Origin of the sequence: Okeania sp. SIO2B3 (assembly GCF_010672525.1) — a bacterium.
Classification (GTDB): Bacteria; Cyanobacteriota; Cyanobacteriia; order Cyanobacteriales; family Microcoleaceae; genus Okeania.
The window spans coordinates 334,478-359,333 of sequence record NZ_JAAHGH010000002.1 but is presented as its reverse complement, the minus strand read 5'-3'; the positions used below and the strand labels follow the sequence as shown (position 1 = coordinate 359,333).

13 protein-coding genes and 1 other RNA gene are annotated in these 24,856 nt (G+C 34.4%); 9 read left to right on the top strand and 5 right to left on the bottom strand.

Annotation, left to right across the window (positions count from 1 at the left end; all coding sequences use genetic code 11):
* The first annotated feature begins 128 nt into the window (after nucleotides 1-128).
* The 4 genes from F6K15_RS02645 (at nucleotide 129) to F6K15_RS02630 (ending at nucleotide 11,234) form a co-directional block, all read left to right on the top strand.
* The gene (locus F6K15_RS02645) at nucleotides 129-428 is read left to right on the top strand and encodes a hypothetical protein (protein ID WP_293056693.1); all 300 of its coding nucleotides are present in this window, start codon (nucleotides 129-131) and stop codon (nucleotides 426-428) included.
* A 2,096-nt stretch (nucleotides 429-2,524) separates the two neighbouring features.
* Complete coding sequence (locus F6K15_RS02640; protein WP_293056691.1) at nucleotides 2,525-6,370, top strand: bifunctional serine/threonine-protein kinase/formylglycine-generating enzyme family protein; 3,846 nt, start codon at nucleotides 2,525-2,527, stop codon at nucleotides 6,368-6,370.
* A 413-nt stretch (nucleotides 6,371-6,783) separates the two neighbouring features.
* Entirely contained in the window at nucleotides 6,784-8,106 is a 1,323-nt protein-coding gene (locus F6K15_RS02635) for a transposase (RefSeq protein ID WP_293056689.1), read from the top strand.
* A 1,358-nt stretch (nucleotides 8,107-9,464) separates the two neighbouring features.
* Nucleotides 9,465-11,234 carry a bifunctional serine/threonine-protein kinase/formylglycine-generating enzyme family protein gene (locus F6K15_RS02630; RefSeq protein ID WP_293056687.1) on the top strand — a complete coding sequence of 590 codons (1,770 nt, stop codon included), beginning with the start codon at nucleotides 9,465-9,467 and terminating at the stop codon, nucleotides 11,232-11,234.
* Between the two features lie 1,236 nt (nucleotides 11,235-12,470).
* Here F6K15_RS02630 and F6K15_RS02625 read toward each other — a convergent pair.
* Complete coding sequence (locus F6K15_RS02625; protein ID WP_293056684.1) at nucleotides 12,471-13,658, bottom strand: serine hydrolase; 1,188 nt, start codon at nucleotides 13,656-13,658, stop codon at nucleotides 12,471-12,473.
* A gap of 762 nt (nucleotides 13,659-14,420) precedes the next feature.
* On the opposite strand from F6K15_RS02625, the gene F6K15_RS02620 reads away from it, so the two are divergent.
* The 4 genes from F6K15_RS02620 to F6K15_RS38045 all read left to right on the top strand — a co-directional run bounded on the left by F6K15_RS02620 (nucleotide 14,421) and on the right by F6K15_RS38045 (nucleotide 17,705).
* Nucleotides 14,421-15,077 carry a Uma2 family endonuclease gene (locus F6K15_RS02620; protein WP_293056683.1) on the top strand — a complete coding sequence of 219 codons (657 nt, stop codon included), beginning with the start codon at nucleotides 14,421-14,423 and terminating at the stop codon, nucleotides 15,075-15,077.
* Nucleotides 15,078-15,602: 525 nt separating this feature from the next.
* Nucleotides 15,603-16,754, top strand: a complete 1,152-nt coding sequence (locus tag F6K15_RS02615; protein WP_293056681.1) for a 5-(carboxyamino)imidazole ribonucleotide synthase — start codon at nucleotides 15,603-15,605, stop codon at nucleotides 16,752-16,754.
* A 321-nt stretch (nucleotides 16,755-17,075) separates the two neighbouring features.
* A non-coding RNA gene (gene ssrS / locus F6K15_RS02610) (6S RNA) lies at nucleotides 17,076-17,261 on the top strand.
* Between the two features lie 252 nt (nucleotides 17,262-17,513).
* On the top strand, nucleotides 17,514-17,705 hold the full coding sequence (locus tag F6K15_RS38045; RefSeq protein WP_363267201.1) for a phosphopantetheine-binding protein: 192 nt from the start codon (nucleotides 17,514-17,516) through the stop codon (nucleotides 17,703-17,705).
* 211 nt (nucleotides 17,706-17,916) lie between these two features.
* Here F6K15_RS38045 and F6K15_RS02605 read toward each other — a convergent pair whose 3' ends face one another.
* Both F6K15_RS02605 and F6K15_RS02600 read right to left on the bottom strand, forming a co-directional pair.
* Nucleotides 17,917-19,341, bottom strand: a complete 1,425-nt coding sequence (locus F6K15_RS02605) for a deoxyribodipyrimidine photo-lyase, 8-HDF type (RefSeq protein ID WP_293056679.1) — start codon at nucleotides 19,339-19,341, stop codon at nucleotides 17,917-17,919.
* A gap of 583 nt (nucleotides 19,342-19,924) precedes the next feature.
* Entirely contained in the window at nucleotides 19,925-20,482 is a 558-nt protein-coding gene (locus F6K15_RS02600; protein WP_293056677.1) for an NUDIX hydrolase, read from the bottom strand.
* A gap of 1,657 nt (nucleotides 20,483-22,139) precedes the next feature.
* Here F6K15_RS02600 and F6K15_RS02595 point away from each other — a divergent pair.
* Nucleotides 22,140-23,042, top strand: a complete 903-nt coding sequence (locus tag F6K15_RS02595; protein ID WP_293056674.1) for a hypothetical protein — start codon at nucleotides 22,140-22,142, stop codon at nucleotides 23,040-23,042.
* Nucleotides 23,043-23,636: 594 nt separating this feature from the next.
* On the opposite strand, the gene F6K15_RS02590 is transcribed toward F6K15_RS02595, so the two are convergent.
* Nucleotides 23,637-23,798, bottom strand: a complete 162-nt coding sequence (locus tag F6K15_RS02590; RefSeq protein WP_293056672.1) for a hypothetical protein — start codon at nucleotides 23,796-23,798, stop codon at nucleotides 23,637-23,639.
* Between the two features lie 128 nt (nucleotides 23,799-23,926).
* Nucleotides 23,927-24,802, bottom strand: a complete 876-nt coding sequence (locus F6K15_RS02585) for an ABC transporter permease (protein WP_293056670.1) — start codon at nucleotides 24,800-24,802, stop codon at nucleotides 23,927-23,929.
* Nucleotides 24,803-24,856: the final 54 nt, after the last annotated feature.

The following is a 24,856-nucleotide window of genomic DNA, read 5'->3' as shown; positions in this document are numbered from 1 at the left end:
TATCTATGTTATGCCTTACCTTATAATCAGTCTATAATAACCAGATTTGGTATTAGTTATCAAGAAGAGAAAGTTAAATTTTAAATAAAGTATAAAAGTCTCACTAAAAATCAGTGTAGGTAGTTAATTTGATAGTTGATATAGTAAGGATTGCTTGTTTAGATGAGTTGGTTAATATGAGTGATAATTTTCAATTACTTAAAAATGACGATGATGTTTTGTTATTTGAGAAAGATACATTTACAGTTGGTAGGTTTAAGGAACTATGTTCTGAACAACTCAGAAGCAAAATTTCTTTGAAGCAGAATAAATCAATGGTGATTTTTGACCAATTAAATAGAGGATTTTATCTTGAAAATAAAGTATTTATCAACTTAAATAGCAGTAAATGGAAATCTGTGAGTGAAGAAATAGAATGCAAACTTTGAAAAATTGGTGATAGTGATTGGTGTAAAGGCAAACTGAGAGTCAAAATTTATGTTGATTTTTTGCCAGAATAGTATAGAGGATATCAATATAATTATCGGTCATTTCAGTATCCGAAAGCTAATATTGAAATTGAACTAGAATTTGGCTCATATTTAACTGTTTAACTTGAATCACCATTAGATGATATTCGTCATAGTGAAAGCTATAAAAAACTTTTGTAAAAATTATCTTCTCTAGGAAATAAAACATTATCAAACAAATCACAAAAAAGTCATAATTTGTTTGATTTATTGATTTATTGTTGGAAAAAAATCAGTAAAAATTGGTGATAGTTATTGGTGGAAAGGCAAACTTAAATTCAAAAGGTTATATTGATTTTTTTTACCAGAGAACTATGAAAGAATATCAATATAATTCTCGGTCATTTCAGTATGGGAAAGCTAATCTTGAAATAGAGCTATAATTTAGCTCATATTTAACTCTTGAACCGGAAGCGATTATACCATTTTGATAAATATTTGTTACAAATGGTAGGGACGTTGCATAGTCCGTACAAAAGAAGGAAGAGGGAAGAAGGAAGAAGGGGTAAATATTGAAAAAAAGGGAAAAAAGATAGAGATAACTATCTCAAATGAACTGGAGCAGCTATTTTTAAGCATATCCGATCAATATCTACCTTTTTGTAGCATTCTTTTTTCAAATTGGTATTAGATGATATTTGCTGCTAGTGAAACTTATAAAAAACTTTTGTCAAATTATCTTCTCTGAAAAACAAAAAATTATCGAACCAAGCTAAAAAAACTCATAAATTATTTTCTTGATTGACCAATATTTGGGAAAAAATCAAGTTATTAAAGCTTTGACTTATGTTGAAGCAATATTTGAAATTTACGACGAAAAATTTCTCTCACATATTAGCTATGTAGACTGCTGAACTGAAGTATGAAAATACTGGTTATTGAAGTATATAAAAATTAGTAGCTACTTTGGAAAATGCTAGATATTTTATGCTAATTTTTTTCAGTAATAAATCACCATTAGATGATATTAGCTGCTAGTGAAACTTATAAAAAACTTTTGTGAAAATTATCTTCTCTGAGAAACAAAACATTATCAAGCCAAGTTCAATATAAATCGTTTTTTTAAATTGACTTATTCTTGGGAAAAAATTAAGTAAAAATTGGCGATAATTATTGGTGCAAAGAAAAACTAAAAGTCAAAACTTATGTTGATTATTTACCAGAAGAGTATAGAGGATATCAATATAATTATCGTTCATTTCAGTGTCCGAAAGGTAATATTAAAATAGAACTAGAATTTTGCCCATATTTAACTCTTGAACTGGAAGCGATTAGATAATATTAGCTGCTAGTGAAACTTATAAAAAACTTTTGTAAAAATTCTCTTCTCTAAAAAACAAAACATTATCAAACCAATCTAAAAAAGTCATAAATTATTTTCTTGATAGACTGATATTTGGGAAAAAATCAAGTTATAAAAACTTTGACAACTGAAATGACATAAATTGAAGCAAGATTTTAAATTTAGGACGAAAAATTTCTATCATACCATTTCTCAAAAGTAATGCTACCCTTGGAAGGTGGTAAAAATAACTGGAAAAATCACAGAAGTTAGTTAACAATAAAATTACGTCAATAAATAGTATTTATAAATATAAGATTCAAGTATAGCAAAGTTTTTGAGAATTGGTATCACATATTAGCTATATAGCTTGCTGAACTAAAGTATGAAAGTACTGATACTAATTTTTTCAGTGAAGTAATGACAGAAAAAATTATCAAAACTCTAGAAACAATAGAAAAATTTGCTTGAAATAGACCAGCAACTTTTATAGCTAAAATTTATCAATCTGAAAGTATTACTTTAGGAAAGAAATACTCAGCTCTATGGCAGAAACTAGATATTTACAATCGTGATAGTTATAATTAAAAACTAAGAAGATAAAATCAGAGTATAACAAAAATAATGTCTCAGGTTTCCCCTTTTAAAGGGATGAAAATAATAAACTTCAATGTTTCAAACCTCCCTATTGCACGAACTACTAATAACTGATAACTGATAACTGATAACTGAAATGACTCAATGCCTAAATCCTAATTGTTTAGAATCTAATCCACCAGAAACCAAATTCTGCCAAAGTTGCAATGAAAAATTAGTTTTAGTCGAACGTTATCGCGCCTTAAAAATTATTGGGCGGGGTGGTTTTGGTCGAACTTTTCAAGCTGTGGATGAATTTAAACCCTCAAAACCTTTTTGTGTAATTAAACAATTTTTACCTCAATCACAAAAAACAGAAAATTTATCAAAAGCTGCTCTATTATTTGCTCAAGAAGCTGAACGTTTAGATACTCTAGGTAGACATCCACAAATTCCCGAACTTTTGGCATACTTTACTCAAGATAACCGACAATATTTAGTACAAGAATTTATCGACGGACAAAATTTACAACAGGAATTAAAAGAGTCAGGAGCTTTTAATGAAAGACAAATTTTGGAGTTGTTAAAAAGTTTATTGCCCGTATTAGAATTTATTCATTCTCAACAGGTAATTCATCGAGATATTAAACCAGAGAATATTATTAGGAGAAAAAATAATAATCAACTTTATCCAGTGCGAGCTAGAAGCTCGCCAGAGAATAATATTATATTAGTAGATTTTGGTATAGCTAAATTTGTGACAAAGAAGGCTTTAGCTGTGACAGGAACTATTATTGGCTCTGAAGGATATGCTCCTCCCGAACAAGCAATAGGAAAAGCAACCTTTTCTAGCGATATTTATAGTTTGGGCGTAACTTGTATTCATTTATTAACTGAAGTCGAACCTTTTAAGTTATTTGACGTGGGTGAAGGTGAGTGGATATGGCGAAAATATTTAAAGTCGAAAGTGAGTGATCAAGTAGGAAATTTGTTGGATAAAATGATTGTCAGGGCGACTAACAAAAGATTTCAAAATCCAGGAGAAATCTTGTCTCTGATTAATCAGACTTATCCAACAGAAAAAAAGTTTACCCCTCCACCACAAATATCTCAAAAATCAACAGCACCACCCATTATTAATGAAACTTCTCCACCACAAACATTTCTCAGATCGGAAATAGGAGAAATATTTACTTTTGAAGTAGTAGCTGTCAATAATTTTGGCAAAATAATCAACCGTACTCCTGGTAATGCCAGACAAAAAATAGAAGATTTAGGTAATGGCATTAAATTAGAAATGGTTTATATTCCTGGTGGAAGTTTTCTCATGGGTTCCCCAGAAAAAGAAGTTGAAAGACTTAATAGTGAAAGTCCTCAACATCAGGTTACTCTTCAACCTTTTTATATGAGTAAATACCCCATTACTCAAAATCAATATCAAGCCATTATGGGAGAAAATCCTTCTAACTTTAAAGGAGGAAACCGTCCAGTAGAAAAAGCGACATGGCATAACGCCACAGAATTTTGTCAAAGACTCTCTGAGAAAACTGGGAAAATTTATAGACTGCCCAGTGAAAGTCAGTGGGAATATGCTTGTCGCGCAGGAACAACCACACCATTTTATTTTGGAGAAACTATAACGTCTGAGTTAGTTAACTACAATGGCAACTATATTTATGGCAAAGCTCCTAAAGATAAATATCGAGGAGAAACAACTAATGTGGGAAGTTTTCCTCCAAATTCTTTTGGTTTATACGATATGCACGGCAATGTTTGGGAATGGTGTCTGGATATTTGGCACATTAACTATGATGGTGCGCCTAATGATGGAAGTGCTTGGGAAACTGCGGGAAATAGTAACATAAAAGTCCTTCGTGGTGGTAGTTGGTCTAACTCTTCTTGGAATTGTCGGAGTGCCAGACGTTACGACAACTATAGCAACAACCTTATCTACTGCAAAGGTTTTCGGATTGTCTGGTATACCTCGGAAGTAAGAAATTCTTTGGATAAAATGATTGTGGGTAAAACTAACAAAAAATTTCAAAATACAGGAGAAATATCGTCGCTTATTAACCAGACTTATCCAACAGAAAAAAAGTTGACCCCTCCACCACAAAAATCTCAAAATTTAACAGTACCACCAATTATTAATGAAACTTCTCCACCACAAAAATTTCTCAAATCGATACCAGAATCAGAAATAGGAGAAATATTTACTTTTGAAGTAGTAACTGTCAATAATTTTGGCAAAATAATCAACCGTACTCCTGGTAGTGCCAGACAAAAAATAGAAGATTTAGGTAATGGCATTAAATTAGAAATGGTTTATATTCCTGGAGGAAGTTTTCTCATGGGTTCCCCAGAAAATAAACCACGGAAATACGATATAGAAAGTCCGCCACATCAAGTTACTATTCAACCTTTTTATATAAGTAAATACCCCATTACTCAAAACCAATATCAAGCAATTATGGGAGAAAATTCTTCTAACTTTACAGGGAAAAGTCGCCCAGTAGAAAATGTGACATGGTACAACGCCACAGAATTCTGTCAAAGACTCTCTGAAAAAACTGGGAAAATTTATAAACTACCCAGTGAAAGTCAGTGGGAATATTCTTGTCGCGCAGGTACAACTACCCCTTTTTATTTTGGAGAAACTATAACGTCTGAGTTAGCTAACTACAATGGCAACTATATTTATGGCAAAGCTCCTAAAAGTAATTATCTACAAGAAACAACAAATGTAGGAATTTTTCCTCCCAATGCTTTTGGTTTATATGATATGCACGGCAATGTCTGGGAATGGTGTCTAGATATTTGGCACGATAATTATAATGACGCTCCTAATGACGGAAGTGTTTGGGAAAGAGGAGAAAATAGTAATCAAAGAATTATCCGTGGTGGTAGTTGGAACAATAATCCTAACCATTGTCGGAGTGCTTTCCGCTTTAACAACTATGTTGACAACTGCATTATGAATTTGGGTTTCCGCGTTCTCTTGTTGCCTAATTTTCAGAAAAAGTTTCAAAATACAGAGGAAATATTGTCGGTTATCAACCAAACTTATCCAACAGAAAAAAAGTTTACCCCTCCACTACAAATATCTCAAAAATTAACAGCACCACCCATTATTAATGAAACTTCTCCACCAGAAACATTTCCAGAATCAATACCAGAATCAGAAATAGGAGAAATATTTACTTTTGAAGTAGTAACTGTCAATAACTCTGGCAAAATAATCAACCGCACCCCCCGTAATGCCAGACAAAAAATAGAAGATTTAGGTAATGGTATTAAATTAGAAATGGTTTATATTCCTGGGGGAAGTTTTCTCATGGGTTCCCCAGAAAACGAAGAACGAAGATTTAATACAGAAAGTCCGCCACATCAAGTTACTATTCAACCTTTTTATATGAGTAAATATCCTATTACTCAAGAACAATATCAAATCATTATGGATAAAAATCCCTCTCATTTTAAAGGCAGAAATCGCCCTGTAGAAACTGTAACATGGTACAACGCCACAGAATTTTGTCAAAAGCTATCCCAGAAAACAACAAAAACTTACAGTTTGCCGAGTGAGAGTCAGTGGGAATATGCCTGTCGAGCAGGAACAACCACACCATTTTATTTTGGAGAAACTATAACGTCTGAGTTAGTTAACTATAACGGTAACTATACTTATAGAGATGCTCCTAAAGGTAAATATCAAGAACAAACAACAAATGTAGGAAGCTTTCCTCCCAATGCTTTTGGTTTATATGATATGCACGGTAATGTGTGTGAATGGTGTCAGGATATTTGGCACGATAATTATCAGGGTGCGCCTAATGATGGTAGTGCTTGGCAGGATAGGGACATAGATAGTTCTCCTATGCGAGGTGGTTCTTGGTACGATAATCCTGAGTTCTGCCGTTCTGCCATTCGCGTCAGTTACTTTGGGCGCGTCTTTCGTTACAACTACTTTGGTTTCCGTATTGTCTGTAGTCCTAATTCTTTCTGATAAACATCACAGCGATAGAACTCCGTTCCGCTTCGCGATCGCCACCTAACTTCTACCTAATATATATAGAAGCCTACCCTCAGTAGAGGTAAATTTCATTCTGTGAAGCTCCAAAAAAATCAACTAAGGATTTGCCTTGCATTCTCTCTAAAATTGCGATTATATTTATTTATAAGGAGTTGTTCGCCCATGCTATTGACTTTTGAATCAACACAAAGACCAAATTTTTGAGGTTGCTAGATTTAGCATAAACACTTGCCCACCTAAAAATATAGAAAATTCTTTTCATTACCGGAAAATTGGGTTGAAAGCCTCCCCCTTTGAGGGAGACTTTTTAATGCATATATCTAGTTGCAGATATGCTCAACTGTGTAGTAAGGTTTTATCGTAGCATTAAAAGATAAAACATTTCTATGCTCATCTATGAAATGAAGTTGCAAGGCACACAAAGCCAGTATAATCAGCTAGACTCAGCCATTAGGACTGGTCGATTTGTGCGCAATAGCATTATCCGAGCATGGATAGATAGAGAAATTCATAGTCGTAACGATGCCTACAAATACTGTACAAAACTAGCACACAATCCTGAATTTCCCTGGACAAAGCAACTCAACTCCATGGCTAGACAAGCTCATGCTGAGAGAGCATGGGCAGCAATAGAAAGATTCTATCGAAACTGTAAAGCTAATGTTGCTGGTAAGAAGGCGGTGCGACCCCGCGACGACGGCAGTCGCAAGCGGTCGGAACCCGCGACGACGCCAGTCGCAAGGGAACGCCGACCAAGAGAGGGAACGCGCACCAAGAGAGGTTTTCCCAAGTTTAAAAAATACCAAATTAGAGACTCGGTAGAATACAAAACTAGCGGATGGAAAATATCAGAAGATAGACGCTATTTAACTTTTACTGACGGCTTCAGAGCAGGTACTTTTAAGCTTTGGGGTAGTCGAAACCTTCATTTCTATCAAATCAATCAAATCAAACGAGTCAGAGTTGTCAGAAGGCATGATGGCTACTATGCTCAATTCTTGCTCGACCATACTAGAGAGGAGAAGAAAAATCTCACAGGACAGCAATTAGGAATAGACTTAGGTTTAAATCATTTCTACACTGACTCTAAGGGCCAAAAAATCGAGAATCCGAGATTTTTGAGGAAAGATGAGAAAAAAATCAAAAAACTACAACGTCGTTTATCTCGTACTCAAAAAGGTTCTCAAAACAGAATTAAGGCAAGAAATAGGTTAGGCAGAGCGTATCTAAAGGTTTCACGCAGACGTAACGACTGGGCAGTTAAGTTAGCACAGCGCGTCATACAGTCTAACGACTTGGTAGCGATAGAAAACCTGAAAGTGCGTAATATGATGAAAAACCATAAGTTAGCGAAGTCTATAGCAGATGTAGCATGGTACAGGTTTAGAGAATGGTTGGAGTATTTTGGCAGAGTCTATGGTGTGCCTGTAGTAGCAGTAGAACCTGCATATACTTCTGTAAATTGTTCAAGCTGCGGTGAAACTGTTGTGAAGACTCTCAGCACCAGGACTCATCAATGTCCACACTGTGGTTATGTTGCCGACAGGGACGAGAATGCAGCAATCAACATACTCCAATCAGCATTAAGAGAATTAGCAACTACCCTGGGGCACAGGGAAAGTGACGCCTCTGGAGAGAACGACCTCTGCTTGAATGAGGAAACTCAGGCAAGTAAGTTGACTCGACGAAAGAGGAAAGTCTCACAGTGATGTGGGAATCCCCTCACCTTTAGGCAGGGGAGGATGTCAACACAAAGCAGTCAATCTATCAACCAGCCTAAAAATGAAGAGAGGAAAATTAGTCATTCATCTCAAAGCAAATTAAGAGTGATCGCTCCCCAAACAACGACATCATAGGCATTTGCAGCTTCAAAATCTTGTTAAGTAATAAAACGCCTACAGATTATATAACTACCTATGATATTACAAAATTGAGCAAAAGAGTTAAAAAGATTGAAATTTCGTGAGAAAATAGGAAAATTTTTTCTTTGATTTTGTCATTAATCCATGACAAAGTTTAAAATTTTAAAACTCAAAGCCTTATATAGATAAATAAAACTTAGAATAAGTAGTAAATATGAGGATAACTTGTGTATCTTCCAATATTCATATTTATAAATTAAGACTGAATTAGACATCCTCCTAATTTCATCCAAACTATTCAAACCTAAAACCTAATCTAATTAATCCAAATCTAACTCATCAGCGATCACTAGAAATAAAGCAATTGTTTCTACATAGTCTAATACTTCTATAAATCCTATTACCGAATAATTAAGGTTTAAAGCCTCTCCTTGGCTGCGTCGCGAGCTGTCGCTCTACAAGGAGAAACAAGCGGTCGTTAGCGCAGCTTTCCCGTAGGGTGGGATGGATGGGTTTCCTAACCATATCCAATGGACCAAGAGAGAAAAATTTTTCATGATTAGTCAATCCTCTTCTTTTCAAGGAGAGGTAATTATTAATTATTAATTGTTGAACAGAACCTGTTTTTACTCCAAATCACAAAACCAAGATAACTTTTAATATTAGGTTGAGAAAATCTTTACCGAAAAATTGTAGTCTAAAGCCTCCCCTTTGAACTATCCCTGATCAGGAACTCCTGAAAACCTTGTGGGGAGCGTAGGGGAAAAAAATCTTGTCTACAGTTCGCCAAAAAATGTATTTTGAAATACACTTTCCTCCTAAAAAAGCCCCTCCAAGACCTACATATAACTTGTCTATAGTGTCTACGTTTTATGTTAAAAAAGATGTTTATAAAGCATAGCCTTTTAAGGGGATAAAAAAATAGAATATTCCATATTTCAAGCCTCCTTATTGCAGGGGTACTGATAACCGATAACTGAAATGACCCTACCAACAAATAAAACAGATATCTCCATATTTTTTATTATCCTGATATGAAATACAAAAAATTGTGCAAATACACCAATCACCCCATCACCCCATCACCCTATTTCCCTATCAATCTTTAGTAGTAAACATTAAAATATTTCACATTACTACCTATCGGGAATTGTATTGAAGTAGAAAGAAGTAGAAACTAAGAAGATAAAATCAGGAGAGCAACCATGAGCCAATGCCTAAACCCAGATTGTTTAAAAACCAACCCACCAGAAACAAAATTTTGTCAAAGCTGCGGTGAAAAATTAATTTTAGTCGAACGTTATCGCGCTCTAAAAATTATTGGGCAAGGTGGTTTTGGTAGAACTTTTCAAGCTGTAGATGAGTACAGACCATCAAAACCTTTTTGTGTAATTAAACAATTTTTTCCTCAAGCTCAAGGAACCAAAAACCTAGAAAAAGCTGCCTCATTATTTGCCCAAGAAGCTGAACGTTTAGATAGTTTAGGTAGACATCCACAAATTCCCGAACTTTTGGCATATTTGACTCAGGATAACCGACAGTATTTAGTGCAAGAATTTATAGACGGGCAAAATTTAAAACAGGAATTAGAGTTGTCAGGAACTTTTGATGAAAGGCAAATTTGGGAGTTATTAAAAAGTTTATTGCCCGTATTAGAATTTATTCATTCTCGACAGGTAATTCATCGAGATATTAAACCAGAAAATATCATTAGGAGAAGGAAAGATAACCAATTATTATTAGTAGATTTCGGGGCAGCTAAATATGCAACAAAGACTGCTTTAGCTGTGACAGGAACTGTAATTGGTTCGGCAGGATATGCTGCACCAGAACAAGCATTAGGAAAAGCAACTTTTGCTAGCGATATTTATAGTTTGGGCGTGACTTCTATTCATTTATTAACTCAGGTAGAACCTTTTGATTTATTTGATGTGAGTGAAGGTGAATGGGTGTGGCGAGAATATTTAAAGTTTACTGTCAGTGATGAAGTTGCTCAACTGTTAGATAAAATGATTATGGGAGCGACTAAGAAAAGGTTTCAAAATGTAGGAGAGATATTATCGGTTGTTAACCCTAAATATCAAAAAAAAATCAACTCTATTTACAAGCAAAAAAAATTTCCAATATTTACAAAATTTCCAATATTTACAAAAGAAGTAGCAAAAGGAGAAAGGTTTACTTTTGAGGTTGTGACGGTCAACAACTCTGGCAAAATCATCAAGCGCACCCAGAGAAATGCGAGGCAAAAAATAGAAGATTTAGGTAATGGTATTAAATTAGAAATGGTTTATATTCCTGGTGGTAGTTTTCTCATAGGTTCACCGAAAAACGAAGCTGGAAGAACTGATAAAGAAAGTCCCCAGCGTCAAGTAACTATTCAACCTTTTTGTATGAGTAAATACCCCATTACTCAAGACCAATATTTAGTCATTATGGGGGAAAATCCTTCTTACTTTAAAGGAGGAAACCGCCCAGTAGAGAGAGTGACATGGCATAAGGCTACAGAATTTTGTCAAAGGCTATCTCAGAAGACTGGGAAAAGCTACAGACTACCCAGTGAGAATCAGTGGGAATATGCTTGTCGCGCTGGTACGACTACTCCTTTTTATTTTGGCCCTACTATTACGACTGATTTAGTTAACTACAATGGCAATTTTACTTATGGCAATGCGCCTCAAGGTCTATATCGAGAACAGACTACTAATGTGGGAAGTTTTCCTCCCAATGCTTTTGGTTTATATGATATGCATGGGAATGTAGACGAGTGGTGTCAGGATATTTGGCATAATAGCTATGAAGGTGTGTCCACTGATGACAGTACTTGGGAAAATAACGAAAATAGTGAGTTAAGAGTGCTCTGTGGCGGCAGTTGGAATGACTATCCCTGGTGGTGTCGGAGCGCTGATCGTGACTGGGATAATACAAACATCTCCATTAACAATGTGGGTTTCCGGGTGGTTTGCTTGTCATTTTAGTATTTTTCCGGTCTGCTATTTTCCTTTTGTTTTTTGAATCATTTAGATTCTATATTCCCTTTGACAAAAATTGGATATATGGTTTAAATGCAAAACAGCTACAGCTTATCAAAAAGCTTAAAACTTAGACAAAGCAGAATTTTTACTTTCCTAGGTTATTTCAGTTATCAGTTATCAGTACCTCTGCTTGTTTGCGCAGCATTCCGTAGGAAAGTCAGAGGCTTGAAATATGGAACTTTATTTTTTTTCATCCCCTTGTAGAGCGGTAGCTCGCGGCGCAGCCAAGGGGAGGTTTGAGACCTTATTTTTTGGTCATGCTGCGCAAACAGCATAATTGTCCTCTTCTTCTATATCTATATAAGATAAGTATAGGCTGAGGCTAAAAGAGAGGAAAAAAATCATTCTGTCAAGCTCCAAAAAACCGCGTTGCAAAGATTTTTGCCCTTGCACTTCCCAAAAACTCGCGATCCGATTTAAAAAGTGGGGGTTGTTCGTATACACGCATGATTTTTTATTCAACCAATTAGGGGGACAGCGTTTCACAATAGTATTGGTAAAATTTAAGTATTGGTATCTTATCTTGTATAAAGAAAAACTCCAATATCACAAAACGGCAAATCTATCAACCCATCGAAAAATGAAGAGAGGAAAATTAGTCATTCATCTAAAAATAAGTTAAGAGCGATCGCTCCCCAAAAAACGACATCATAGGTATTTGCAGCTTCAAAATTTTGTTAAGCAATAAAATAGCTATAGATTATATCACTACTTATAATATTACAAAATTGAGCAAAAGAGCTAAAAAGATTGAAATTTCGTAAATTTATAGAAAAAATTTTTCTTCTTTTTTGTCAGAAATTAATGACAAAGTTTAAAATTTTCAAACTAAAAACTAAAACCTATAACTAAAACTTAAAACACATTTCATTAATGGATAATGGATAATGGATAATTACCTCTGGTTAAAACCGCTACGGAATTTAATATAAGGAATATTCTCTTTTCTCTTGGTCGATTGGATATTGTTAGGAAACCCATCCATCCCACCCAACGGGTGTGCTCCGCTTTTTCCTGACGGAATGCTCCGCAAACATGTCGCGTAGCGTTAACGGAGTTGTGCGCCAGCAAAACGACCGCTTTTTCCCCTTAAAAGGGGAGGCTTCAATGCCCGAATTATTTAATAATTAATAATTAATAATTAATTATTAATTATTAATTATTCAGTCCCCTATTTCATTAATCTAACTCATCAGCGATCGCCCGAAATAAAGCAACAGTTTCCACATCATCAATAGTCCTCAAAATACTATTACTAGAACCAGTTTTTATCCCAACAAAATTCTTTTCTGGATGAATATAAATGTATTGTCCCCAAGCACCAGTCGCACAATAATCACCATTTGAACCTTCAGGAATCCACCAATGATATTGATAACCCCACTTAAAATAAAGCTCATCTGTCGCCCCTGGTTGTAAGTGAGGACTATCGGGTATTATTGATTCCTTCACCCAACTTTTAGGAATAATTTGTTGCCCGTTAAAATACCCATTATGTAAATAAACTAAAGCAAATTTTGCATAATCTCTCAAAGTACAATTCATCCCACAAAAAGTTACTTCAGTTCCATAATTATCAGTTAACCAATAAGCATCTGATTCAGCTCCCATTGGTTGCCATAATTTCTTTTCTAAATAACTGACAATATCTTGTTTAGTGACTCGCCTTAACAATAAACCTAATATCTGAGTATTCAAACTTATATATTCAAAGTAATTACCTGATGGTTCTTTAGCAGGATAATTTAAAATTACCTTATCCATCGGTCGCATATACAAAAATAATTTATACAAAAGTTTATTAATATCAGAATTATCATCTTCGTATGCTTCACTAAAATTTATTCCAGAAGACATTTGTAGAATATGCTTAATTGGTACATTGTTATATCCAGATGCTTTTAACTCTGGCATATATTTTGTAATTGAATCATCAATACTTTCAATATAACCATCATTAATCGCAATACCTATTAAGGCAGAAATAAAACTCTTTGCTACAGACCAAGAAGTTTTTTTGTCATTTTTTGTATAACCTTGAGAATATTTTTCATAAACGATGGCATCATTTTTAACTATTAAAAATCCTGTATTGCCTGTGCGTTGTAAAAAGTCTTTGATTGTCCGAGTTTCACCCTGAAATTGATAAGATGTATTCAGGTCATATAAATTTTCCTGAAAATTATAGGGTTGAGTAGAACGATGAATAATTTTACTGGGAAAAACCAGATCCATATTACGGAAATTATTCACCCTTTTATCATCATCAAACATAGTTATTTTCGGTTCAAGATAAAAGCGCCAAATAATCAAGCTAGTCGCAATTAGAGGCACAATAAAAATTAGAATAAAGTTGATAATGCTCATAGTTATTACCTGAAATATAGCGTTTCTCAAGTTACTGAGGTAAAGTTGTTTTTCTTCTTTTTTATTCCCTACTCCCTACTCCCTACTCCCGATCTAGATAAAAGCGCCAAATAATCAAGCTCATCGCAATTAGAGGCACAATAAAAATCAGGATAAAGTTGATAATGTTCATAGTTATGACCTGAAATATAGCGTTTCTCAAGTTACCAAGGTACAGTTGTTTTTCTTTTTTACCGAATAATTAAGGTTTAAAGCCTCTTCTTTAAAGGAGAAACAAGAAAAAATTTTCACGCTCCGCGTCAATCCTCTTCTTTTCAAGGATAAGTAATAATTAATAATTAATAATTAATTATTAATTATTCAATACTCCCTAAAATAAAATAATTTTGGGTGCATCTCATATTTGCAAAAATACTTTTTTCCTATATATTCCCTGTTGCCTGTTGCCTAAAAGCGATAAATTTTTGGCTTTATTCACGCATTAAGATGCACCCAGAATTTTGTACCTCACGCTTCTTGGGAATTGTTATATAGATAGAGATACTTCTGAAGCAAGGTTCAGGGTTTTCCTTTAGAATGCTCCGCCAACATATCGCGTAGCGAAACGTTATTCATGTTATCATCGGTGGATAAAATTGACTAGGAATTAACAAATGCCGGATGATTTAGTACCATTTCTTATCGGTATAAGTATTTTGATTTTTTATCTAGTATTTTCAGCTATGACTGAAATGGGGACAAAATTGTTTGATAGGAAAAAAAATGATTAATACTGTTGCTCTAACTATTCCTGAAAAAAGAATTGTTTTCTATAACTTGAATTGGCAGAAGTACCAAAAAATTATTGAAGCTCTGGGAGAAAATCGCACTGCCAGAATTATATATGACCAAGGAATATTGGAAATTACTATGCCTCTGGAAGAACATGAATTTGCTAGAGAAATAATTGGTTTATTTATCAGAATTTTAGTTTTTGAAATGGGTTTGAAAATCAAAACTTTGGGTTCGACGACTTTGAATTATCCACAATTAGACAGAGGTGCAGAACCTGACAATTGTTATTACATTCAAAATCAATCAAAGGTGGCAGGGAAAAAAATTGATTTAACTAAAGATCCACCGCCTGATTTAGTAGTAGAAGTTGATCTTACTCATACCGATATTAATAAGCTTAATCTTTATGCCAGCATGGAAATATCAGAATTTTGGCGCTATGATGGAGAAGTTTTACTAATTTATCAACTGCAAAATCAAAAATATGTTGAGGTTGAAATTAGCCCTACATTTCCCAAGATTGAAAAAGCAATATTTTATGAGTTTATCGAACAATCAAAACTAGATGAAGTAGAAGCAGAAAAAAAATTAAGAGCTGATTTAAAAGCAGAAGAATATGTTAGGTGTTCAACAATTAATAATTAATAATTACCAAAAAATAAGGTAAAAAAGAGTAAAAATCATCTAAAACTTTCTTAAAAATTATTGTTCAACCTACGAAATTAATTTGTAATGTTTTATCAAAATAATGTGGGTCTAAAACCCCGCCTTTTAAGGCGATCGGGTTTTTGGAGCGAAGCTCAAATCCCCTACTTCCCCTCCTGGGAGGGGTGAGGGGTGGGTTAACTTCTGACTTCTGACTTCGTTAAAGCTTCCTGTTTTGTATATAGCGTTTCCCAAGTTACTGAGGTATAGTTGTTTTTCTTCTTTTCTATTCCCTACTCCCTATTTCCTAAAGATATTTTTGCCCGCAACTGAAATAGGATTGCCATAGATTAATGAAACTGATAAAAACTATTTTTATTTTGTTATAGCAATCGAAGCAAATAGGGCGGACATATCAAAAGCTGAAAACTCAGATAACGCAAGATTTTTCCTTCTTCCTTCTTCCTTACTTCCTTCTTTCTTCTGCTATAAAATACAAAAGTTGAAACTGAATTTACAATCAAAATGAATAGTACTGAAAAGGCAAAAAAACACCAAAATAAAATTCAGCGAGTGGGTGTCATTGGTGGGGGTCAGTTGGCATGGATGATGGCGGATGCTGCTAAAAAATTGGAAGTAGATTTAATTATTCAAACTCCTGAAAAAAATGACCCGGCAGTATCTATAGCAAAAGATACTATTTTGGCAGAAATTGATGATGCTCGGGCAACTGCTCAGTTAGCAAATACTTGTGATGTGATTACTTTTGAAAATGAGTTTATTAATATAGATGAATTGTCGCTTCTGAGTACAAAAAATGTGATTTTTCGTCCTAACTTATCTGCGTTAAAGCCGTTATTAGATAAATATGAACAGTTATCTTATTTACAAGATTTAGGTTTACCTGTGCCAAAATTTTGGGAGTCAGAAATAGAAGCTGAAGCAATAAAATTTCCTCTAGTATTTAAAGCACGTCGTCATGGTTATGATGGTCATGGTATTTCTGTTATTCACGATATTAATAGTTTAAAATCTCAGAGAAATCCAAATATTTTCATTCAAGAATTTATCCCTTTTGACCGAGAAGTAGCAATTATTGCTGCTCGTTCAGTGACTGGTGAAATTAAAGTTTACCCAGTAGTAGAAACACAACAAGAAAATCAGGTTTGTCGGCGGGTTTTTGTATGTGATGAAAATTTAGAATTAGTCAAAGAAATTCAGGCGATCGCTCAAACTCTCCTAAATAGTTTAGAAGTTGTGGGAGTATTTGGTATTGAATTATTTATTACTAAAGATAAAAAAGTTTTAATTAATGAAATTGCTCCTAGAACTCATAACTCTGGTCATTACACTTTGGATGCTTGTGAGACTTCTCAATTTGAACAACATTTACGAGCTGTTTGTGGTCTACCTCTGGGTAGTACCGCTCTTAAGTGTAGGGGCGCAGTGATGGTGAATTTATTGGGTTATGAATTTGCGGTAAATGACTACTTGACAAAACGGCAACAATTAGCTCAAATTCCTAATGCTTCGGTTTGGTGGTATGGCAAAACAGAATCTCGTCCAGGACGAAAGTTGGGTCATGTAACAGTATTGGTACATGAGGAAAATTCGACCAAGTGCAGTCAGAAAGCTGAGGCGATCGCCCACAAAATTGAAAGTATCTGGCAGAGTTAACGCGCGTCAGAAGTCAGAAGTCAGTAGGGGCGTTTTGCTCCGCAACATATAAAGCGGAGCTTTGCGTTAGCAAATGGCCATTCGCCCGTACAGAAGTTAACCCACCCCTAACCCCTCCTCTCCTGGGAGGGGAAGTAGGGGATTTGAGAAACTCTCCAAAAACCTGATCGCCTTTTAAGGCGGAGTTGCGCGACCCTTATGATTTTGATAAAAAGTCAAGGGTCCAATTTATAACTTTTAATTTTTGACTTTTTAATTTTGACTTTTGACTTTCCTCATAGGGGATGACAGAAAAAAAATAACCGCTATAATAGTTTCTAGGTTCTACTGCGACGTTGGTGACTGCCAAAAATGTTTTTTTGACCTACAAATCAAAAAACATCGGGACCTAGATGTTTAAGTGGCAGTAAACTGAGCTTGTACTCAGAAACTTTAAACTTGAGCCGAGGAACCCACCTGGTATTATCCAGGTCAAAAGCTGAGGTAAGACGGCGTTGCGGTGAACTATTTTTTTTTGTGAGTATGATCGGGAAAGGAATTGGGAAAAAATTAACCTTGGCAATGGTTATCCTAATGCCAATAACTCTGTAATTTACAAGAAAACTTGCAGCAAGAGTTATGCTCAATACTTGATAAGGTAGCGAAACAAAAGTCACCCATGAAAATAATTTAAAAGTTAAAATAAAAAGCTAATAGACTAGGACGAAACTGTGAATCAAGAAAAAATATTGCAGTTAATTCAAGAAGTATAATTGTGAAATAGCACCAGAATTAGAAGAAGTTCCTCTAGGCAAAACTGATAGATTCAATAATTTAGGCATCAATTCAGTCAATCGAGCAGAAATTATTATGACGGTGATGGAAGAGTTCTGGTTAAATGTCCCCCGCATTGAACTAGCTAGAGCAAAAAATATTGGAGAACTACCTGATTTATTTTTAGGTAAGTTATAAGTACACAAATGGGTAGTCCTACTTGCGTAATTGTAGATGAGGATTAACAATAGCGCTTCAAGTGAGCAAGATGCTCACACTGTTTTTTGTACTTAACTAAAAATAATCACAATAGATAGCCATTACAATGGAAACTACCCATAGATGAATAGTTCAAATTAATTAATAAATCAGGTTGATTTAGGAAAAAGTAACCTAAAGATATTCTGAATCAATTTTTTTGCTCCTGATAAAGTGACTTGAATATTTGTTGTCGTTTTTTATGGTCAACAATAGGTGCAGGATAATCTACAGCTTCTCGTTCATCCGCTGGAATTTTACCAGTAACTAAATATTTCGTATCCACATTCCGTAACTCTGGCATCCACTCCCGAATATATTCTGCTTCTGGGTCATATTTTTGTGTCTGAGATGCAGGATTAAATATTCTCAAAGGTTTTGGGTCCATTCCACTCGACGCACTCCACTGCCAACCGCCATTATTTGCAGAAAGGTCTCCATCTATCAACTTCTGCATAAAATATTTTTCGCCCCACTGCCAATTAATCATTAAATCTTTGGTCAGAAAACTAGCGACTATCATTCTGCAACGATTGTGCATCCAACCTGTTTCATTTAACTGACGCATGGCAGCATCCACAATAGGATAACCAGTTTTACCTTCACACCAGGCCAAAAAATATGCTTCATTATTCTCCCAGGGAAAATTTTTCCAATGTGGGCGATAAGGACCTGTTTCTAGTTCGGGATAATGGTACATAACATATTGATAAAATTCGCGCCATGCGATTTCTTTTTGCCAAGTTTCGATATTTTCAAATGCTTCATCGCTGGAACAATTTTCTATTAATTCTTGAGTTTTTGCCCAAACGGTCCGAATACCAATAGTACCAAATTTTAGGGCAGGACTGAGTTGGGATGTACCATCAATACTAGGGAAATTTCGTTGTTGTTGGTATGAGTATATTGCTGCTTGGCAAAATGTTTCTAATTTTTCTAGTGCTATAGTTTCTCCGGGTTCGAGAATGAGTGGGTTTTCCCAATTAAATCCTAATTCTTTTGCAGTGGGTAAGTCAATAACTCCTACTTTTTGGGTTTGTTGAAGTTGCTCTTCAGTTAACCCTTTGAGTAGGGGAGTATTGACTGGGTTAGATTTTTTTTTGCCGCTCCAAGTTCTCCAGAATGGGGTATAGACACTATAGGGTTTATTAGTAGAAGTAAATATTTCTTCTGGGCAATGAAGGAGTTGATCCCAAAATGTTTTTACTTGAATATTTACTGTTTCTAAATTTTCAGTAACTTGGCGGTCGCGTTCTCTACTATAAGGTTCAACATCTTGATTCCAATATACTGCTTTTGCCTCTAGAAAAGTTGCTAATTTTGGTATAGCTTCGGCAGGTTTTCCTGACAGTATTAATAGTTGACTTCCTATTTCTTGGTAGCTTTTTTGTAGATGTTGTAAACAACCAATCATATAGGTTATTCTTGCGGGGGCAATGTCGTCTCGTTTGAGAATATTTTGGTCAAGGCAAAATATACCTACTACTTTTTGATTTTGTTGAGATGCTTGTGTAAGTCCGATATTATCTGAAATGCGTAGATCGCGTCGATGCCAAAAGAGAATTAAGTTAGACATTTATTTTAATTTTATTGTTATAGCAGAAGGAAGAAGGAAGAAGGAAGAAGGAAGAAGGAAGAAGGAAAAATCTTACCTTGTCTTAATTTTAAGCTTTTGATTTCTCCTTAGATTGCTATAATTTTAAGTTTACTGTTAATTAGAAAATTTTTGTTTGTAGGTAAGCATTTCCTGTCGAATGCTTAGGTTTATAGTAATTCCAATTCAGCTATAATCTCGATTTAACAAAATTATTAATGATTAATTATTTCAGGCTTTAAGTCTCTCATTTTCACGAAAAAAATCATTCTTTTGTCTTTTTAGTTAATCCTCTTATTTTTCAGGAGAGGTCATTTCAGTTATCAGTACTCCTTTACAGTCTTCATTTTTGTTATTTGCTTGCTTTGTTCAAAGGAAAAGGAAAGATGAAAATTTAATTTTAAGTTTAATACCAATTTTCAGGCATTGATACTAAATTCTTGGTTAAGATAGCACTCGAAGCAAAGCTTAGGAAATATCAAAAACTTAACATTCAGACAACCCAAGCTTTTTCCTTCTGCTATAGATAACTCATCGCCTAGATAACTAAACCCCTTCTTCCTTCTTACTTCTTATTTCCTGATAAAAATGGTTTCGCCAAGAATAAACTACAAATTGACTTAGCATCAACAATTTCTCCATCAAAGATAGCCTTTTCTAATTCCTGAGGCGTCATTAAAACTGTTTCTATATCTTCATCAATATCTTGCGCTGGTGGACTTTCCAATTTTTCTAAATCTTCTGCTAAAAAAGCATAAATAAATTCATCCGAGTATCCAGGAGCGAGAGGAAATTCTCCTAATTTTTGCCATTTATGAGCGCGATAACCTGTTTCTTCTTCTATTTCTCGTTTGATAGTATCAGCAGGATTTTCATTTTCTTCTATTGTACCTGCTGGAAATTCTAAAATCCTATCTTTAATAGCAAATCGATATTGTTTTACTAAGACTAATTTTCCATCTGAAGTAACAGGAATACATAAAGCTCCTCCCGGATGACGAATACATTCCCAGTCTCCTTCAACTCCATTGGGTAGACGCATATAGTTAACGTCAAAGTTAAATTTTCTGCCTTGATATTGCAGACGTTGTTTAATAATTTTGGGTGGTTCTTGATTGTGCATAAAATATCATCAAAAATAAGTTTTAACTATCATATCATCGGGTGCATCTCATATTTGCAAAAATACTTTTTTCCTATATATTCCCTATTCCCTATTCTCTATTCCCTGTTGCCTGTTGCTTTCCGGAGCTGTTGCCTAAAAGCGATAAATTTTTGGCTTTATTCACGCATTGAGATGCACCCATATCATCTTTGGTATGAATAAAGGTTAAGTGATTAAAGATAATAATCTATCAATAATAATTATCAAAATTTTTACATATAAAACTGTTTATATTTTGCGGAAGCTCATATAGATTGATTTTGGTAATAGTTCAGATAACTACTCCAGTTCAACAATTAATAATTAACAATTAAGAATTAATAATTACTTTTTCTGAAAATGGATCTGATTGAGGAACAGGATTGTTTGCTTTATTTATTCAACTAATAAGAGGGTTTAAACCTTAATTATTCGATAATAGAGAAAAACTTTTAAGCTATTAGCACTTTTTTATTTTTCAACTCTAGGTTTAGATTTACAGTTTATCAAAATAATTGGGTCTAAAACCCCGCTTTTTAAGGTGAAATGTTTTTGGATGCTTGGTCAAATTCCCGTTACAAAAACAACTTCTGACTTAGTTAAAATGTGGAATAGCTTATCCATAACTTAATCAAATAACAGTATGAGCGACCGGTGAGATTGTATAATTTTTTTGAGCTTATGCATAATATATTTTAGTTTGAGTGGTAGTGTGTTTTTGTATAAAAATTATGCGAGTGAACTAAAATCAAGAATTACTAACGCTTCAAATAATACTTTTGAATTTCAAACATTAAAAGTTGATAATATGAGGTCATAAAACGTAAGTATTTCCTGCGGAATGCTCCGAAACAGCTATTAGCTGTCAGCTCTCAGCTCTTATAAGAGGGTTTTAATATATAGACTTTCAAGCCAGTTTTTAGGAGTAAAATTTAATTCTCACTCAATTAGTAAAGCTTTTATCTAGAACTAAAAAGAAGCAATAGCTGAAGTTCGCAGTTCCGACCTAGGAGGCTGGCTGATAGCTGACGGCTGTTTGCGCAGCATTCCGGAGGAAATGCTTACCATAAAACTTAAAAGCAACGTCTAAAAATGTTTTTAATCAAAGAATATTTATACAGTGAAATATTTAGAGAAATAGTAGCAATTACAAAGTAATAATTCAGCACTCAGCTATCAACTATCAGCTATTAATTTATTGCTTTTTGAGCAGAAATTAATAGCTGATAGATTTAAGGATAATTAAAAGTATTGGAAAAAAACTGACCTTGACGAGGGAGAGTGTATATTAATTATTTATGAAACAGCTAAAAGCTGAGTGCTTATATGGTAATTATAATTTTGCACCATCAAATGGTAGGATTTGAGAATATGAAAAAAATTTATATAAAGTTGTAAGAGGAGGTTCTTGGAAGATTGGTACTAGGCGTTGTGGTAGTAGGTCTCGTTATGCTTTAATTCCTGATAGTAAAGATAATTTTTCAGGATTTCTAGTACTTTATTGGAGAAGATTTTAAGTAGTAGCTTAAATTGAAAATAAGGTTGTAAGTGTTAGGTATTAGGTATGAGGTAAAAAAAGTTTATCTACCTAAAACTTAACATTTAAAACCTTCATGCTGTAGCAACAATAAAAATTATGAGAGAGTTACCTAGCGATCGGACAAATATAGTTCATAAGATAATTTGGGGCACAATTGGTGGTACTATTTGGGGTATTTTATTTTGTGCTACTTTAGCTGGTTTATCTATAGGAATTAATCAAAATTTAGTCACTATTGTCAGTGCATTATTAATGGGTATTTTGTGGTGTACAATTATTAGCTTAATTTGGAAATCATTAATGGGAAGACAGGATGAATCTAGCAAAAATTATATAATATTTGGAATTGTTGGTGGGTTTTTCCTGGGCGGTGCTATAGGAGGATTAATGTTAGCAATATTAAATCGGGATGCTAATTTTGGTAGAGCATATATATCAGGAGCATTTATGGGAGCAACTTTTGGTTTTGTTTGGAGTCTATTTAAACCTCCTATGTTTTTGGGGGGTGTGAGAATTTGGGGTAAGTCGGGAGCAATTTTAGGTGCAATTTGGGGTTCTTTTTTTGGCACGATTGTAGGTATAATTGCCACAGTTTGTCTACTGTTTTGGAGTCAAACAAATATTGATCTTACTTCTAGTAACTTGCCTCAATTATTAATAGCTACAGTAATTTTTGGTGGTGGTAATGGTGCTATTGGTGGAGCAATATCTGGAATTATATTAGGTGGATTAATTATGGCTCCTCCTTTACCTTTAGCATTAGAATTAATTGGGATAAGAGGTGCAATTTTAGGTGCAATTTGGGGTTGTTTTTTGACGGCGATCGCTTGGGGAATTATTGGAGCTATTTTGTCTACAACTATGGGAGATGATTTCTTTTTAAGTTTAGGAATTATTCGTCAAGTTACTTTACTTAGAGGAGTAATTATTGGTGCAGGTATTGGGTCAATTTGGGGCATAATTTCTGGGGCAGTATGGGGTGCTTTTGGTAGATGGTAATTAATTAATAATTAATAATTAATAATTAGGGTTTGCCCTCAAAAGTCTTTTAGTAGGGGTAGGAGACAGGAGACAACCCACCCCTCGCCCCTCCCCCTCCCAGGAGGGGAGAAATGGGAATTAGCGAGGAGGTAGGAGTAAGAATTGTCAATTTGGGATTTTTCTGCCCAACTCTTGCCTAAAATACTAATATGTATGAGTATGAAGAACTGAAAAATTTGCACTGCAATTCGACCCCAAAAAGGCACTTATTTTTATATGTCAATACTTTTAGATTTAATCAGCAGAGCAATAATTAACAATTACCTCTCCTTAAAAAGAAGAGGATTGACGCGGTAGGGAAAATTTTTTCTTCTCTTGGTTGATTGGATATAGTTAGGAAAACCATCCATCCCTCAACCGCTTTTTTTCCTTTAAAGGAGAGGGTTTAAACCTTAATTATTCGGTAAACTGTTTCAGCTAAAATAGTGCTTTAGATTTGTCATTATAGCTATAGTAATTTCATTTGAGTTGCGTAAAAAACCTGGTCGCTTTTAGGCAACGGACAACAGCTCATCTAGGAACAGTTAAGAAGATTTGCCAGACTTTTTACTGTTAGTAAATAACCAACTCTATATTAATAATCAACCTTTCTTCTTCCTTCTTCTTTCTGCCTTCTCCTTTGAAAACGCTATAGAAGAAGTTATCTGTTAAAAATTTGCGATTGCAACATTTAAGATTAAACAGTCCAATACTAGGTTTGATAACAACTGCCATTACTACCCTTGACTTATAAAATATCTAAAACAACAAAATATTAATAATCAACCTTCCTTCTTCCTTCTTCCTTCTTCCTTCTTTTTTACTTCCTTCTTCCTTCTTCCTTCTTCCCTCTTCCTTCTTCATTAATTTCTGAACTTAGGATTAACAAATTCATTCAATCCTTCCCCTAATAAAGATAAACCAATTACCATTAAAGTTAAAGCACAACCAGGGAAAAAAGCAGTCCACCAAATACCTGTGGGTAAAGCATCTAAAGCTAACCTTAAATCATTTCCCCATTCAGCAGTTTCAGGAGGTAATCCTAATCCTAAAAATCCCAATCCTCCTAATACTAGAACTGCATCCGCAGCATTAAGAGTAAACAACACAGGTACGCTCTGAATAACATTAAGAAATAAATAACGAGTTAATACTCTCCAAGTATTAGCACCCATCGCTTTTGCTGCCTCAATAAAAAGTTCATTTTTTACACTAACTGTATGGTTACGAACTACTCGATAATATTGTGGAATATAAGCAATACTCAGAGCGATCGCTGCATTTAATATTCCTTTTCCCACGACAAAAGCTAGAGTTATTGAAAGTAATAATCCTGGCAAAGTATAAACGGTATCCATAAAAAATATTAAAATCTTATCAATTCTACCGCCAAGATAACCGCTTACCATTCCTAGAGGTACGCCAATAATTAAACTTAATGCTGTGGCTAAAATTACAACTTGCCAAGCAACTTGTACGCCAAATAATGTTCGGGAAAATACATCATAACCTTGACGATTTGTGCCAAACCAATGTTCAAAAGATGGTGATTGATGAATGGGGTTACTGAGAAATTCCTGGGGGTCTTGGAGCAAGTCTAAATTTTCTAAAAGTGGAGATAAAATAGCAATTAATATAAATAAAACTGTAATGATTAAGCCCACCCACATCATCTGCATTGAAATAGTTGGTTTACTAGACAGATTAAACATTTTAGTTGCTGGAAATCTACTTGCCATAATTCTATAATTTCTCTGGTTTCAGAAATAGCATTTGGGTGCATCTCAATTTTG